Origin of the sequence: Pseudoalteromonas xiamenensis (assembly GCF_030994125.1) — a bacterium.
GTDB classification, from domain to species: Bacteria; Pseudomonadota; Gammaproteobacteria; order Enterobacterales; family Alteromonadaceae; genus Pseudoalteromonas; species Pseudoalteromonas xiamenensis_B.
Window position 1 is genome coordinate 3,406,561 of sequence record NZ_CP099917.1, and the last position, 15,528, is coordinate 3,422,088.

General features: G+C 45.2%; 18 protein-coding genes. 11 read left to right on the forward strand and 7 right to left on the reverse strand.

Annotated elements, in window-relative coordinates:
• Positions 1 to 50: 50 nt before the first annotated feature.
• The 3 genes from NI389_RS15880 to NI389_RS15890 form a co-directional block, all read right to left on the reverse strand.
• Positions 51 to 470 (reverse strand): BLUF domain-containing protein, encoded by a 420-nt coding sequence (locus NI389_RS15880; protein WP_308360805.1) that lies wholly within the window; start codon positions 468 to 470, stop codon positions 51 to 53.
• 147 nt (positions 471 to 617) lie between these two features.
• A complete protein-coding gene (locus NI389_RS15885) occupies positions 618 to 1,298 on the reverse strand; it encodes a Fe2+-dependent dioxygenase (protein WP_308360806.1) in 681 nt (226 codons plus the stop codon).
• Between the two features lie 64 nt (positions 1,299 to 1,362).
• On the reverse strand, positions 1,363 to 3,546 hold the full coding sequence (locus NI389_RS15890) for a TonB-dependent receptor (RefSeq protein WP_308360807.1): 2,184 nt from the start codon (positions 3,544 to 3,546) through the stop codon (positions 1,363 to 1,365).
• A gap of 175 nt (positions 3,547 to 3,721) precedes the next feature.
• Between NI389_RS15890 and NI389_RS15895 the strand changes: the two genes are divergently transcribed.
• The 11 genes from NI389_RS15895 (at position 3,722) to phnW (ending at position 12,145) form a co-directional block, all read left to right on the forward strand.
• Complete coding sequence (locus NI389_RS15895) at positions 3,722 to 4,213, forward strand: DUF2271 domain-containing protein (protein ID WP_308360808.1); 492 nt, start codon at positions 3,722 to 3,724, stop codon at positions 4,211 to 4,213.
• A gap of 8 nt (positions 4,214 to 4,221) precedes the next feature.
• On the forward strand, positions 4,222 to 4,965 hold the full coding sequence (locus NI389_RS15900) for a DUF4198 domain-containing protein (protein WP_308360809.1): 744 nt from the start codon (positions 4,222 to 4,224) through the stop codon (positions 4,963 to 4,965).
• 13 nt (positions 4,966 to 4,978) lie between these two features.
• The gene (locus NI389_RS15905; protein WP_308360810.1) at positions 4,979 to 5,767 is read left to right on the forward strand and encodes a DUF3450 family protein; all 789 of its coding nucleotides are present in this window, start codon (positions 4,979 to 4,981) and stop codon (positions 5,765 to 5,767) included.
• The gene (locus NI389_RS15910; protein ID WP_308360811.1) at positions 5,760 to 7,040 is read left to right on the forward strand and encodes a MotA/TolQ/ExbB proton channel family protein; all 1,281 of its coding nucleotides are present in this window, start codon (positions 5,760 to 5,762) and stop codon (positions 7,038 to 7,040) included. The genes NI389_RS15905 and NI389_RS15910 overlap by 8 nt, the downstream gene beginning before the upstream one ends.
• Positions 7,037 to 7,390 carry a MotA/TolQ/ExbB proton channel family protein gene (locus tag NI389_RS15915; protein ID WP_308360812.1) on the forward strand — a complete coding sequence of 118 codons (354 nt, stop codon included), beginning with the start codon at positions 7,037 to 7,039 and terminating at the stop codon, positions 7,388 to 7,390. Before NI389_RS15910 ends, NI389_RS15915 begins: the two co-directional genes overlap by 4 nt.
• A complete protein-coding gene (locus tag NI389_RS15920; RefSeq protein WP_308360813.1) occupies positions 7,390 to 7,791 on the forward strand; it encodes an ExbD/TolR family protein in 402 nt (133 codons plus the stop codon). Before NI389_RS15915 ends, NI389_RS15920 begins: the two co-directional genes overlap by 1 nt.
• Positions 7,792 to 7,801: 10 nt before the next feature.
• Positions 7,802 to 8,443 carry an energy transducer TonB gene (locus NI389_RS15925; protein WP_308360814.1) on the forward strand — a complete coding sequence of 214 codons (642 nt, stop codon included), beginning with the start codon at positions 7,802 to 7,804 and terminating at the stop codon, positions 8,441 to 8,443.
• A gap of 11 nt (positions 8,444 to 8,454) precedes the next feature.
• Positions 8,455 to 9,840, forward strand: coding sequence for a tetratricopeptide repeat protein (locus NI389_RS15930; protein ID WP_308360815.1), 1,386 nt, complete (start codon positions 8,455 to 8,457; stop codon positions 9,838 to 9,840).
• A complete protein-coding gene (locus NI389_RS15935; protein ID WP_308360816.1) occupies positions 9,830 to 10,417 on the forward strand; it encodes a PepSY-associated TM helix domain-containing protein in 588 nt (195 codons plus the stop codon). The genes NI389_RS15930 and NI389_RS15935 overlap by 11 nt, the downstream gene beginning before the upstream one ends.
• Before the next feature lie 46 nt (positions 10,418 to 10,463).
• Entirely contained in the window at positions 10,464 to 10,781 is a 318-nt protein-coding gene (locus tag NI389_RS15940; RefSeq protein ID WP_308360817.1) for a DUF7709 family protein, read from the forward strand.
• A 269-nt stretch (positions 10,782 to 11,050) separates the two neighbouring features.
• The gene (phnW, locus tag NI389_RS15945) at positions 11,051 to 12,145 is read left to right on the forward strand and encodes a 2-aminoethylphosphonate--pyruvate transaminase (RefSeq protein WP_308360818.1); all 1,095 of its coding nucleotides are present in this window, start codon (positions 11,051 to 11,053) and stop codon (positions 12,143 to 12,145) included.
• Positions 12,146 to 12,298: 153 nt separating this feature from the next.
• On the opposite strand, the gene NI389_RS15950 is transcribed toward phnW, so the two are convergent.
• The 4 genes from NI389_RS15950 to NI389_RS15965 form a co-directional block, all read right to left on the reverse strand.
• Positions 12,299 to 12,985: a GntR family transcriptional regulator gene (locus tag NI389_RS15950; protein ID WP_308360819.1), complete on the reverse strand. Its 687-nt coding sequence runs from the start codon at positions 12,983 to 12,985 to the stop codon at positions 12,299 to 12,301.
• A 113-nt stretch (positions 12,986 to 13,098) separates the two neighbouring features.
• Complete coding sequence (locus NI389_RS15955) at positions 13,099 to 13,407, reverse strand: hypothetical protein (RefSeq protein WP_308360820.1); 309 nt, start codon at positions 13,405 to 13,407, stop codon at positions 13,099 to 13,101.
• A gap of 285 nt (positions 13,408 to 13,692) precedes the next feature.
• Positions 13,693 to 14,091 carry a hypothetical protein gene (locus tag NI389_RS15960; RefSeq protein WP_308360821.1) on the reverse strand — a complete coding sequence of 133 codons (399 nt, stop codon included), beginning with the start codon at positions 14,089 to 14,091 and terminating at the stop codon, positions 13,693 to 13,695.
• Between the two features lie 65 nt (positions 14,092 to 14,156).
• On the reverse strand, positions 14,157 to 15,452 hold the full coding sequence (locus NI389_RS15965; RefSeq protein WP_308360822.1) for a glycerophosphodiester phosphodiesterase family protein: 1,296 nt from the start codon (positions 15,450 to 15,452) through the stop codon (positions 14,157 to 14,159).
• Positions 15,453 to 15,528: the final 76 nt, after the last annotated feature.

Here is a 15,528-nt window from a genome sequence, read left to right on the forward strand (position 1 = left end):
ATCTTAGTCAGACTACCTATTGCGGCAGAAATACAACGTGTTTCTGTCGCTTACAATGCTGGTACGGTACTTTTCAGCGCAAGCATCATCATAAATGCACTCTCACCCGACATGTCATAGGGCGAAAAAACACTGGTGCCGCCAAAATTAATGTTGATGTCATTCGTGAGTTTTGACTCGGGGATATAACCCATAGACCAATCTGAAAATTCCCTCACCGCAATTTCTTTGTAGTCCAATATGATTAGATTGTGGTGGCGAGGATCTGTCACAATGCGGTTATAGGTTTCGTTAACGTTCTGCCTAGTACCTTCAATACATTGTAAAAAATACTTGCGGTTAAAACACAACATACCGGTGACATACTTCTTCAGATTATTTTCTCGAGAGACATTGAGAATGGCTTCAATGTCCTGACTTTGAAAGTCTTTGCTAAAAGTACTGACATAGACCAATCGCACTAAAAACATAATCCAAATCCTGAAAAGGAAGGGGTTTTTTAATCATAGCCAGCGCGCGAACTCGTGCAACTCGAAATCGAAGTAAGTTTGACGGCAGATGTCAATTTCTGCATCCACCGTCTAGGGAGAGGAAAGGTGAGTGGGTAAAGGGTTAAATTAAGTCACAGCCCACTGGCGCAATAAGTTATGGTAAACACCTGTTAATTTTACAATATCAGGTGAGTCTTGGACTTGAGAACGGAGCTGCTGAATGGCCATGTCCATGTCGAACAACAGCGTACGCTTCTCGTCGCTGCTCACCATCGACTGAAGCCAGAAAAACGAGGCTAAACGACGACCTGCAGTCACAGGCATCACCCGGTGTAGACTGGTAGAGGGGTATAACACCATATCGCCCGCCGCGAGTTTCACTGAATGTGCGCCGTAGGTATCCTCGATGACCAGCTCGCCACCTTGGTATTCTTCGGGTTCTGAAAAGAACACGGTCATGCTCAAATCTGTACGCACCTTTACGGGTGTCCCAGGGACTTGGCGAATCGCGTTGTCTACGTGAATACCGAAATTTTGACCACCTTGATAGCAGTTGAAAAGAGGAGGGAAAATCTTGAGAGGGAGGGCCGCAGACATAAACAAATTGTTTTGTGCAAGCGCGCGTAAAATGACATCACCAATCTCAATGGCCGTTGCAGACTGCTCAGGTAGTTGTAAGTTGTTTTTTGCTTGGCTTGATTGATAACCTGCAGTGACGTTGCCGTCTAGCCACTCAGCATCTTCCAGCTTTGCTTTACACTGGGCGACTTGTTCTTTGGTCAAAACACCAGGGATTTTTAGTAACATGACTACTCCTCAACATTCTAGATTGAATTGGGGTAAAAGACATGCTTTTACCCCAGAACAGCGATTAGAACTTATAGTTCGCTGATAGACCCATGTAACGGCCTTCGCCAGGTACAAAGTGACCACCACCGAGCTGTTCAATGTATTCTTTGTCAGTTAGGTTTGTTGCGTTGAATTGTACACCTAAATCTTTGTTTACTTGATAGGTTACCATCAAGTTAAGTAAGGCGTAGGCGTCCGCTTCTTTACGCGTGTTTGCATCAGCACTGTTGTAACGTTTACCCACGTAGTTAGCACCTAAGCCAACAGCGAGTTTCTCTGAAATTTGGTAGCGACCCCAAATTGAGCTTGAGAATTTAGGCGTTCGTGCTAATTCTGAACCCACCGTTGCAATCTCACGCTCGCTTGCAGACAACACTTCACTGTCTTGGAAGCTAAATGATGTCACGATGTTAAAGTCACGGTTGACCTGGCCCATCGCACTAAATTCGATACCTTGAACGCGTTGACCACCGTTTAAGGTATACGTGTCGTCTAATTCACGTGTACGCGCATTGTCTTTCTCAACACGGAAAAGTGCAACGTGTGTGCTTAAATCACCATCAAACCACTGTTGTTTGATACCGAATTCCGCGCTGCGTGTTTCTTCAGGATCAAGGTCTTCAAGGCCACGACCGGTACGGATAGTTAAACCTTCAGCAGACGGGTTGAAGCTGTTGCCCATCGCAAAGTACAGATTAGATTCTGCGTTTAGCTTGTAAAGTGCAGCGGCATTCCAGCTGAGTTCGCTTTCTGTTTTTGATACTGAAAGTGATGGGTCGTCATAATCATATTGATAATCAACATCAAAGTGATCTAAACGAAGGCCACCAGTCAGTTGCCATTGTTCATTCAGCGTTATGGTATCGAATACGTACGCTGCTTTCGTTACACCTTCTGCTAACGTGCTACCAGGCGCGCGAGTGTAGCTGCCGGTAAAGTCAATTTGAACTGGGTTAAACAGATCAATCGTGACTTTGTCGTTCTTGTAGTTGTCCGTGTCGCTAACCAAATTCCAGCGTTTGAAACTTTCTTTTGAATATTCAACACCTGCAACCACGTCATGTTGTACAGAACCCACAAAATAGCGGCCTAACAGGTCAGCTTGGATTGCAGTTAAGCTGTCTTTGGTATCACGTGTTTTTTGTGTATCTAGACGGATTTCAGCTGACTTTGACGCATCTTTAAAACGAGGTGCTGAAACAATCGATTCACGCTCTACAGAACCGACACGACCTTGCACGCGAACCGTTGTGTTCGCAGACAAATCGTGCTCGAATTTCGCCGTAATCGAATGTGCATCAATTTCTTCGTAGTCACGGTCAACGCTGCCATAGAAGTTAGAGAACGGTACATTTGGCGCGCTGTTTTCTTGCGATTTAAGAGCGTCAATTAACGGCTTTTCAACCGTACCCGTTGGTACCCATGGCAAACCATAATCTGGCAGGTTGTCCTGTGATTGGTATTCGCCATTGATTTGGAAACGTGTATCTGTGCCAAGGCCCGTAGCGGCTGAAACGGCGATAGCATGTTTGCTGTTATTGACAAAATCACGGCCTGACACGTCAGCATCGTCGATGACCGCGTTTACGCGCACGGCACTTGTGTCATTAATTTGAACGTTTGAATCGATAGTCGCACGATAATCGCTTTCGCTACCTAGACGCGCTGAAACTTCGTTGAAGTTGTCTAGTTTAGCTCCTTTAGTTGCAAGGTTAATGCTACCGCCTGTTGAACCACGGCCAGCTTGTGCTGAACTTGGGCCTTTGCTTACTTCAACGGCTTCCAAGTTATACGTGTCACGATAGTAGCCAGCAACATCACGGATACCATCGATGAAGATGTCTGTGCTTGCGCTAAAACCACGGATAGACAAGCTATCACCTGTTGGTGCACCACCTTCACCTGCGGCAAGAGAAATACCAGCAACGTTGCGAAGCGCGTCACGTAGGCTGTCAACACCTTGGTCTTGCATAAGAGATTGTGTGATCACGCTGACTGTTTTAGGCGTTTCAGCAAGTGATTGTGTGTTTTTGTGGTTTGTAGATTGCGTAGCTTGGTAACTCTGCTGCTGTTCAGCTTTTGCTTTTGAAACTGCAAGTTCTTTAATTTCAGTCGCATGAGCGGTGCTAACAACACCTGCAACAGCCAATGGCAACATTGGTGCTAGCTTCACCAATTTACCTTTTGAAGAAACAGAATTAGACATTTTGACTCCAATTATTCGAGCGCGCCGTAAAATTGATAACGGCATTGTTGTTAAAATCGGAGCGAACTCTAGCAAACATAAACACCAATGTAAATGAGAATAATTATCGCTTGAACTATTATTTTATACAGGGCATAATTCAGAACATCATCCTATTAGACTGAATAATAACGATATGAAGGTAATTAAAGCGTTTACATTTTGGGGCCTTGTCGCGAGTGCCGCGGCAAATGCAACTGCTGTTGAATATGAATTGAATGTCGAGTTGCCTGTTATTAGTGAAGGCCAGTACCACCGCCCATACGTGGCTATCTGGATTGAAGATGACAGCAAGCAAGTATTGAAAAATTTGGCGCTTTGGAAGCAAAAAGACAAATGGTTGCCTGATCTAAAACGTTATTACCGTCGAGTGCTTCGTGCGAATGAAACGGCGCTGGATGGATTCACCGGTGCAACGAAGGGCCCGGGCCAACATCAGATCCTATGGAATGGATTATCGGATAGCAATGAAGTGTTGGCACAAGGTCACTATAGTCTTTGCGTTGAAGCAGCACGTGAAAAAGGTGGGCGTGAAATTCAATGTTTGCCTTTCCAGTATGGTAAAGACGCTAAATCAGTGCAAGGTTCGCACGAGCTAGCCGCTATTTCGTTTGTTGTTAAGTCTTAGGAGTCCTCATGAAAAAATCCATCCTTGTTGCAGCACTTGCTTTGATGTCGACAACCGCAGCTGCCCACACGATGTGGTTTAAGCCGTCTGTTTTTAATCTTCCAAAGGAGGAGCGTGCGCAATTTGTTGATGTCGATATCGCGCTTGGTGAGCATCCCTTTGAAATTGAACGAGCATTAAAACCAGATGCTGTAAAACTGATTGACGCAAAAAATACAGTGCACACATTAGAAGTAACGGCACTTAATAGTCTCAAAAGTAATGTTTTAGTTGAACTTCAGCATGAAGGTACGCATAAGCTAGTCGCTGAGTTTGGCCCAACCGTCCGTAAACCAAAGCCAGGGACAAAAAGTAAACGTCCACCAACGCGCACGTTCACTCGTTTAGTGAGCTTCTTAACCGTTGGCGCGCCGACGGCATCAACGGAGGTGGCAGCGAATTATCTGGATGTTAAAGCGTTAACACCGCCTGCGGATATCGTTGCAGAAGAAGCGTTTGAACTGCAATTCTTCAACCAAGGTAAAGCGGCAAGCCAACTTGAAGTGACGTTTGTGAAAGAAGGCGGTGCGTACCTTGACCAGCCACAATCATGGACGTTTACCACGGATGAGGCGGGCAAATTGAGTGTCACGTTAGATGATGCTGGTCGATATTGGGTTAAAGCGGGTGTCTCCGAAGAGCTTGAGAACGATGCAGAAGCCAAATTCCTGCGCAGTTCACTGGGTCTCGCTTTAGAAGTGCAGGTGAACTAACGCAATGAAAGGGATGGGGAAAAGCAAAAAAGCGATACTAATCGTAACGACAATACTGGCTATGCCAGTATTGTCGGTTAAAGCCAATAACCAAGCTGACAGCATGCCAAATTTAGTTGAGAAATGGCTGCAATTAAGTGCGCAGCAACAGCGAGTTGAAAGCGAATGGGCGGCGGAAAAACCATTGTTAGAGCAACAGCTGCAATTGCTTCAACAAGAATTTGAAACATTAAATCGGAATGTCTCCTCGAAACAAGGGGGGCAATCTGAAGTCGCTCAGAAGCGTGAGTCGTTGGTTAGTGAACAGCAACGCCTTGAAAAACAACAATTCGAGTTGCAATCCGCGTTGAAATTCCATCGTAAACAATTGACCCAAATTGTTTCGCGTTTACCGCCAGTACTGCAAAATGCTTGGAATGAGACCTTGCTTAAATGGCAAGGAGACATCAGTGCACAAACGGATGCCAATCAGTTACAAGATGTACTCGCGCTTTATCAACAGTGGGCTGATTTTCAAAAACGTATAGTGGTTCACGAAGCGCCAATTCAGCTCAATGGCGAAGAGTTTATGGTAGATCAGCTTTATGTTGGCGTAAGCCAAGCGTGGTTTATTAGTAAAGATGGAAAAACCACTGGGGTAGGTGCGCCCAAGGGAACATCATGGGTTTGGACTGCCGTGAATGACTTAGATACTGCAGCACTGGTCAGCGCGATTGCAATGTATCGCAAACAGCAGCCGGCGTCTCTTATCCAGTTGCCTTACGTTGCAACACCGACGTTAGGAGGCCCTTCAAATGGTTAAGCTTAACTTTACATTACCCGCTCTTTTGGCTGTTTCCTGCGTGTTTGCGAGTCTGGATGTGAATGCCGCATCTACCGAACAAAGTCTACTAAACGATATTCAAAAAAGTCAGCAAGCGCTTGCTAAAACAACAGAGCAAATCCGTGTAGAACGTCGTCAACTTGGAAAAGCGTTATTTAAGCAATCTCAGGCAGTCGAAAAGTTGCGTGAACAAGCTGCGGTTGCTCAGCGCGTATTAGACGAACAAAATCTAAGTTTGAGTACGCTAGAGAAACGTCTACAAACATGGAAAGAGCAAGCTCAGTATCAACAGCATATGCTCTCTACTTTCGCGCGTGACGTTAAAGTTGATACAGGTTCTGATTTTGAAGCGCAGTTAGACGCACTGAATGTTGTTGCCAAAAACATGGCTGAGAGTTTGACGCCAAAATGGCAATCTCAGTCTTTAGTACTCACAGATGGCAAAATTGAGCTGGGGCACATTCTAGATTTAGGTCCTGTAAAACTATACCAACATTCCGGTGAAGTTGGGCTGGCGTCGTTCATCGACAACACATGGCGTGCAGAATATGCCTATTCAGCAACGCAATCTCAGTCTTGGCAGGGTGAAAAAAATGCTCAGTTAGTGTTTGATCCAAGCCAAAGCCGCGCCCTTTTGCAAGCGCAAACCAAAGAAACCGTTTATCAGCACCTCACTAAAGGTGGTGTGTGGGTTATTCCGATTGTGCTATTTGCACTGTTCGCGTTGTGTATCGCGGCATACAAAGCGCTGCAATTGTGGCGACTTCCTAGTCTGCCAAGTGTTGCAGGGCTTCGTGTCTTGCAGTCCTCTCCTGAGCGATTTGCTGCAATGGGCATCGCTGGTCAACTTTTACATGTGTGGCATCAATTCGCTCCGGGTCAGCAGCGTGACGACGAGTTATATAACACCTTGTTAGCCGCGCGTGAAAAGCTAGAACGTTATGTCGGTGCCATCGCGATTACCGCATCCGTTGCGCCTTTGCTTGGTCTACTTGGTACGGTTTCTGGGATGATAGACACCTTCAAAATGATGACGTTGTTTGGCGCCGGTGACCCTCAAGTCGTTTCAGGCGGAATTTCACAAGCGTTGATCACGACCGAACTCGGTCTTGTGGTTGCGATCCCTGCATTGATTTGTCATGCGTTACTTAATCGCAAGGTAAAAAGTTATTACCATCAGTTGGAAAGCATCGCGTTGTCGTTGAGTCAGCAAGTCGTCGGCGCGGACAATATCACGAAGGAGGCCGCATGAATGAGATCCTAACGAATCCATTGTGTTGGTTTATGTTTGTCGTGGCAGCGGCAAGTTATTACTACAGCTTTGTGTGTTTATTCAGTGAGCAAGTTTGCCCTAAAGTGATGTTGGGGCTTGATACAGCGCAAGTACTAACCGCGGCATTGCCGCTACTTGGGCTACTTGGTACGATTGTGGGGTTATTACAATCTTTCAATGCATTATCTCTAGGATTAGGGGCAGACAGCGCCAGTTTAACCGCGGGTATTGCTGATGCCTTGTATACAACAGAACTGGGGTTACTGTTAGCTATCCCAGGTTGGTTACTCGGTTCACAAAAGCCTAAATCAAGCGGAGCTTTGAACTGATGCAAAGCCGGCTCCAACATCGTTTAGAATCACAGGATAAAGGCATTGATATGTCGCCGTTAATCGACGTTGTATTTATTCTGCTGATTTTCTTTATTGTTACTACTGTATTTGTACGTGAAACAGGGGTTGAGGTTGATAAGCCTCAATCCATGACAGCGAGTCAGATACCAAGTCGAGTTATCCTGCTTGGTATTACCGCGCAAGGTCAGGTGTTTTACGATGGTGCAAACATTGGTGTCGCGGGGATTCGGGCTACGTTACAACCCTTGCTGGCACAAGATGATAAACCGGTGTTGTTGCAAGTTGATAAAACAGTACCGACGTCACTGCTCGTTCAGGTGATGGATGAAGCCAAATTGGCTGGAGCCGCTGCCGTTAGTATCGCAACAAAGCAGTAGGCGCGCATTGATGAAAGCAAATGTAAGTAAGCAAGTACAGCAACGGGCTGTTGCCGCCAGTTTGGTTTTAGTTGCTGCCTTGATGCTGCTGCTCAAAGGGGTCCAATTACTGCAAAGTGAAGTGGAGCCAACGTATACCGTTCGTGAAGTGGAACTGGCTTTGCCACTTCCACCGCCACCGCCACCACCGCCTGCAGCAGAACAACCGCAGCAATCGCAAATGTTGGCACTGGCAGTACCTGGCGCAGGAGCAAGTCTCCCTATCACGCTTGATTTAACGGCGCCTTCATTGGACGTCACTATTGATACACCTCAACTTAGTATTACCGATCCACAGTGGCAGGACGTAGAAGTTGATTGGCAAGCCGTTAATTTAGATTCACTGGATGGTCTGCCGAGTCTGCTGACACCTTTACGCGTGGTGTTTCCAAAGTCATTGGTAAGCCAGGGCGTTAAAACGGTTCTGGTTAAGTTGGATGTCGTGATAGACGAGCAGGGTGCAGTAACACTGGTGAGTGTTGTAAGCAATCCTTACCCTGAACTGAAACCGCAAATTGACAAGTTAGTGAAACAAAGTCGATTTACGGCGCCAAAACAAAATCAACAAGCGGTCAGAGCTCGTTTCGTCTGGCCAATTGAATTAACTCAATAGTAAGAATTTAGATGGTTAAGTTTTCTTTTATCTGGTTATCTCTCGGTCTGTTTAGTGCTGTGCCAAGTGCCTTTGCGGGTATTGATTACAGTCGCTCGGAATTGTTGCTGGAAGCTCCTTCAGTGTCTGTGCCTGTTTTTACTTATCGAGACAAACAACAAAGTTTGACCGTTGCACCTCACGAAGCCGCCTTTATGACAGACCTAAGGCCACTGCTCGAAAAACAACAGTATGCGAAAGTGGCCGAAGCATTTTCAGGTCGAGTCATTGAAAAAGACAGTCCGGCCCTTTTACAGTTACAAGGACAGGTTCTACTTACGTTAAAACGTTACCCAGAAGCCATTAAGGTGCTGAATGCAGCCGTATCGAAAGCGCCGGAGCTAGTCAGTGCGCAGCGCAGTTTAGCGCTTGCCTACATTTTAAATAAGCAACCAAACGAAGCAAGAGCGCCAATCCAAACGGCGTTAAGTTTGGGGGCAAACGAAGCTGCGCTATACGGTCAACTCGCGTTTTTGAATTTACAGCAATATGGGCCTTGGAGTGCGATTGCAGGTTACCGTCAGGCGCTTTTTTTAGAACCAACCAACGTGCAGTGGAAACAAGGTTTGGCGCATGCGCTAACTCAAGCCCATGCATACAGTGAGGCCGGTGCCCTGCTAGCAGAACTGATCAATCAAGATACTGACAACGTGCAGTGGTGGCTACAAGCTGCATTCTTAGAATTAAATCAGCAGCAATTCGAAAAAGCGTTACATCGCTTGGACGTAGCTATGCGATTGGCTAAAGTGCAAAAGTCGACGAGCTACAACGCGGACAATTTGTTGCTACTCGCGAAATTACACATTCAATATGGCAGTACGCAAGCGGGTCTGACAGCACTTGATTCCGCACTTAGTCAAACGGACAAAAAAGACACAGCAAAAGCGGAGCATGATGTTGTGCAATTGGCCGCGTGGTTTGCGTCTTTGGAAAAATGGAGTGCCTTGCAAGACTTATTTACCTTGAGTGAAAAACGTAAACTGAGCAAAGCGTCGTCTGCAATGTGGCTCGCGAGAGCGAAACACGCATTAGCAACAAAGCAAGTTTCAAAAGCTGAAAAGCTGTTACTTGATGGATTATCGACGTCACCGAGTGACGGCAATGGCTTGCTGTTACTGGCCAATTTGTATCGCGAGGCAGGCAATAGCGTGGATGCCGTAGTTTATTATCAGCGTGCCAGTGCCATTGAAGAAGTCAAAGAGGCTGCACTCCTAGGCCAAGCTCAACTCTATATTGATGACAAAGACTACGCCAATGCTGTTGCGTTACTTCGCAAAGTGCTAAAACACAACCCAGAGCGCCATGAACTTCGTGCGAACATTAAAAACCTAGAACAGTTGATGCGTTATGAAGGTTAAGCGTGCTATTTGGCCTGTAAAGGCAAACAGTCAGGCAGTTAAGTTTGCGCGCAGTATTCACGTTTATACCGCCGTGTTAATGCTGTTTGTATTGTGTTTCTTTGCAATTACGGGCATTACATTAAACCATGCGAATTGGGTCGGTGAGCCTGCTATCACCAAACATACATGGACAATATCGAGTGGCGCAGACACGGTAAACGAAGCAGACATTCAAGCCAGTATTGAAGCGAAAACCAATTTTGATTTTGCTGATGCGACCATCGAGCACGATGAGGGACTATGGTTGATTGATGCTCAGCTCGCCGGTGAGCAGTGGCAACTTGAAATTGATGGTGAAACAAAAGAGGTTGTTGCGACTCATATTGACTATGGCTGGATGGCAAAACTAAACGATTGGCATAAAGGCAGACACACTCCCAAGTTGTGGAACTGGATGCTGGACGTGATGGCTGTCATCATTGTTGTTTTCTGTTTGTCGGGGCTCTGGTTGTTACTGCCAAACAAGAAAAAGTTGCTCCCAGTTTTTATATGGGGCACTGCGGGCACGGTGTTGTGGCTGCTAACTTTGCTCTAACTCTCTGTTATTAAGTAAAAATAAATTGACTCAAAAGGAATTGAGCATGACTCAGTTGAGCGAAAACAACGAACAATTGGCTTGCGTGAATTTAAAAGTGGTGAAGGACGGAGAAGTACTGCCATCGGTGGTGTTAAAAGATGGTACTCAAGTTCAAACCGGAACGGTCGCAACGATGCTTCACAATGTCGCGCTGTACAATCAAGGTCAGCGCGGCAAGGTTGAAGAAGAACTTCGGCTTGCTGTACCAACACTTATTAAAGTGGGCCTGTTCGAGTTGTTTACGGTAGATGAATGGATTGAGGGTGAAAACCCCGGAAGGCGCTTTGTTGGAAAATGTGCCAAAAATTATCTTCATAAATAACCATCTAGGTAATCTAACACTTTGTTACACCGTATTTATTTTCTCTTGCCATGCTTTCTTAATACCACTTTGACCTTAGAATGAATATGAATCATTGACCCGAGAGGCCTCTGCTAAAAAATGAAAGCTTTGTAAACGACCAAAGTATGCAGTACGTGCTTGAGAGGGTTGTGACCTGTCTCGTTAATCGCTAAATGTCTTTTTTCTGCCATTAAATTGTCATACCTAGCGGGTTTAATATCTGGTATAGACCAGCTAGAGGCGAAGCAATGAAAAACAAATATTTACTTTTAACCCCAGGGCCATTGAGTACATCGCAATCGGTTAAAGCGGTGATGATGCAAGATTTCTGTACTTGGGATGACGATTACAATGTTGATGTGGTTCAGAAAATTCGTACCGAGTTGGGCCAACTTGCATCAAAAAATTCCGAATATACGGTGACGTTAATGCAAGGCAGTGGTACGGCAAGTGTCGAATCAGCGATTGGTTCACTGATCCCATCGACAGGCAAATTGTTGGTGGTGAACAACGGTGCATACGGCGCTCGAATTGCGGAAATTACGGAGTATTTAGGAATAGAATCGGTGGTACTCGAGTTTGGTGAAACTGAGTCACCGAGCCTTGCAGTCATCGAGCGTGTGTTACAAGAAGAGGAAGGTATTACTCACGTTGCGGTAGTCCACTGTGAAACGACAACGGGTATGTTAAATCCCGTTTCAGATATTGCGCTGCTTGCAAAACGTTTTGGCAAAGTCATGATTCTGGACGCAATGAGTAGCTTTGGTGGGATTCCTTTTGATTTAGCTGACTGGAACATTGACGTAATGATCAGTTCGTCTAATAAATGCATTCAAGGTGTCCCAGGATTCGGTTTTGTTATCGCAAAAAAAAGCATCATGGCGGCTTCCAAAGGCATTGCGAGGTCGCTATCGCTCGACTTGGTCTCACAATGGGAAACAATGGAAAAATCTCGTGGTAAATGGCGTTTTACTTCGCCAACGCACGTCGTTCGTGCATTCAGTACGGCGTTAGATGAGTTGGCGCAAGAAGGTGGCATAGAAGCGCGTTTCCAACGTTACCAACAAAATCAAAGGTTGTTAGTGCAAGGGATGCGTGAATTAGGATTTGAAACTTTGCTCGCAGATGGTTTGCATTCACCTATCATCACTTCGTTCTATTCGCCAAAAGCGTCTAATTACGATTTTAAGCGCTTTTACGATGCGTTGAAGCAGGAGGGGTTTGTCATCTATCCCGGCAAAGTATCTAATGCAGATTGCTTTAGGATTGGTAATATTGGCGAAATCTATCGCGAAGACATTGAGCGATTACTGAGTGCGATTGCAACAGTAAAATTCTGGTAGTTTTTGAGTGTAAAAGAGAGTAACAAGCTGAAGGCGACTAACTTCTATTGGTTTAATAACGAACCAGTTAGATGGTAGTTGCCTTATTTTTTTAAAGACCGAAAGAACAAAGATAATAGAATGTTTTGTTGTCTCTTTGTCACAGGCTCGACCTTAATGGCCTTCAACAACCATCTCGATGGCGTCGTGAAGCCAATATTCAATATTGAAATCAATCAAATCATTGTCCGCACTATAACGAGAGCGGGTGATTTTCAAGCAAGGGGCGCCATTGTTCTTTTCGAGGACTTCGGCAACATCATCCGGTAATACGGTCACACTTATCTGACAGGTTTCATGGCTTATTTCTACGGCATAGATGTTTGCCATAACCTCAGTAATCGAACCGTCTAAGCGTTGTTTTTCTAAATCGACAAACCGCGCTTTGGCACAATGAATTGCTTCAAACATGATAGCCCGTTCATTCAAAGAGCGTACACGGCTCAGGCAATAAAGTGCACCATTGCCAAGCTCTGTACACATCGTGTTATCCAACAATGTGTTGAGTGATACGATGCGTGTTTGAGGCGTAAAATTTTGTTCTTGTGCGAGTAAATTGAAGTTTACTTTTTTTGCAGGATTCCACTTGAGTTTTTCAGGTGTTACAAACCAACCGCGACGCTTTTGACTGTAAATCAACCCTTCTGCTTCGAGGCGCGCGAGCGCTTCTCTAACGGTTATACGAGTTGAGTTGAATTGATCTTGTAGTGTTCGCTCTGAAGGGAGCTTGCAACCGGGTTGCAATTCACCTGTAGCCAGTCTTTCTTGCAAATGATGACGAATTTGTTGGTAAAGTAGCATAGCAAATAGAGTTCCTAAATCCGTTTTAAGTGTATCGTTGCTTTATGACACTTTTAAGACTTGTTGGCGTCGCGCATCATCACTGGTATTTTCAATGCGTTTGAATAAGAGACTCAGTCCTCTGGTCCTTTCGTTGTAAAAATTAGGTGCTTGCGCATGTCCTTTAGAATAACGCCTTTTTTCAACATCGCACCACTTAAGCGCTTTTGCCATTTCAACAAGTCCGGTTTTGCCGTTTCTAAGGTTTGTTCATTTTCAAATTGAAAACACAGTAACAGGGAGCTTGGAAACAAATGGTATTCCATTGTGAACCAACATTGCAGCATGCCAGGAATTTCAGCTCGACCTTGTTCTTCAAGTCTATCTGCGACGTCTAACACGAGAGCTTGTTGTTTTAATTGTACGGCAGAAAGTTTTTTCATTGTGGGTATCCAGTCTGTTTGGCAAATCATTGCGGCAGGAAAAGCCGATTATAACCAAGATTAGGCAATGTCAACAATCTAGAAACCATACGGCAGGGCAAGATAGGGTAGAGCGATACGTTGTTTTCGACGTTTTGCACGTTTTTGTGTTGTGAGTCTTACAACGCTTGATTAGCCAACAATTCAAAAATGCACGTGCTCACAACAAAATGAGAATGGAAGATAAAAGAGCGCTTTGCGCTCTTTTTTTAGGTTGGGTTGGATGTCTTACTCAATTAAAACGGATTACTTTGAGGCTAGTTTCGCCTTAGCTTCGGCGATTTTAGCTTGTAGTTCAGCCAGTTTTTCTTTTGCTTCCTGACTAAGCTCACCCGCTTCGTCTTTCGATTCATCCCACGCTTCTAGGGCCAATTTGCGAGATTCTTCCAGTAAGTCAGATAAGTTGTCTTGGCCTTCACTTGTCGCTTCCGCGGCAAGTTCTTTGGCTTCTTTGACCATGTCGTTTATGGATTGGCTGTTCCATTCGTCTTTTTTACTTTTAACTTCTGCTACCGCGTCATTCCATGCTTCTTTGACAGACGTTTGTGCTTTTTGAGCTGACTCTTTTACTTCGTTAGCGTCTTCACACGCTGTCAATACGAGTGCGCTACTGACCACAACTAAGAGTGCGAGTAATGGTTTCATCGGTTTCTCCTTTTCGATTAGTTGTGTAGTAGCATATCAGCCCTAAACTAAATCTCAGATGAATTTTAACCACTCTTGTTTCGATTTTTCGCTATACGGCAATTGGCGTAGTACGTAGTTGTGGCCGCCCAATCGGAAAATACACCAATGACCCCTACTTGCTGAGCAAGCACATCAAGTACTTCGTAAACGTCGCCATCGCGCGTAATAAGGTTTTTTCCGCCAAGCGTGCCATTGACGCTTTGGTAATACCATCCGCCTCCCGTGTGCAGCGGTGCTGAACGCTCGAAACTCCATGCAATAATGTTAAGGCCTGCCTTTTTTGCTGCTTTGGCGTAATTGGACGGGACCAATTTACCATCGGTATTTCGTATAAGTGCCCAAATAGGCGGGGCGATAATGTTGATGCCCATAGCTTTAAGTTCGGCCATCGTGGGTTTAAGTCGCTCTGGATGGTCGACCATTTCTCTTGGGCTTAGTTGATTCTCTAACGCGGAAGACTGAGGTTCGTCACGGTCATCTAAATAAATGGCTTGTTTCGCGAATTCGGGTTCCTGTTTTTGCCAATACAAATGGTCTGGTAGGTGAAAAGACTGAAGCCAAACTTGCTTTGCAGGCACATGTTGCGATTTGTAGTCATCGATAATTGTTTGTGCATATTGTGTCTGCGTAAGTCCGTTAAAGGGCATTGTAACAGACGGAGTTTTGAGCTCGGGTGTCATGTCAACGCCGAGCGATTTAAACAGTGCGATGCTTTCAGAATGGGTCATCAATTGACCTTGGTGTGCGTACAAATCGGTACGCCAACTCGGCGTGCCTTGTTGGTAATCTTCCGGCGAAGTTGCGTGCGGATTGAATGAATCCATTTTGCCTTTTAGTGTTTTGAACTCATCAAGTGTAATGTCACTGGTACAGCAACTTGCGCTCGCGGGTGTTTGTGTTGCCACATTGAACGGCGTGAACGTTTGGCTACACTTTTGGGCAAGGGGTGTTGTGAGGATGTTCGTTGTGGTGTGTAAATCACATTGGGAATGGCGACACACTAAATGTTTGTCTTTGGTAAAGGTCACATCGCATTCTAGGATCCCAGCGCCCATTCGTGCGCCGGCTTCATAAGCCGCCTTAGTATGTTCCGGAAATTGCATCGGAGCACCACGGTGACCTAAAGAAAATCGGTTCGCTGTCATGGCGCTATTTTGACAGCTAGATAAAGCGTCTTTTAACGGTCCTTCATTCATCGTTGAAATCAAATAGTAAGGTCGTGGACCGAGTTCAATCTGGTTAGCTGATACAGTAAAAGCGGTGAATATAAGCGTAATTAAAGAGAGAAATTCGAAAAAAGTATGCCTGATACTCGACATAGCTACCCCATTTTCAATGTCAATTCGACGATGTTAGCAATCTAGTATGACAAAATGGGGTCAAGAGTCTGACTTA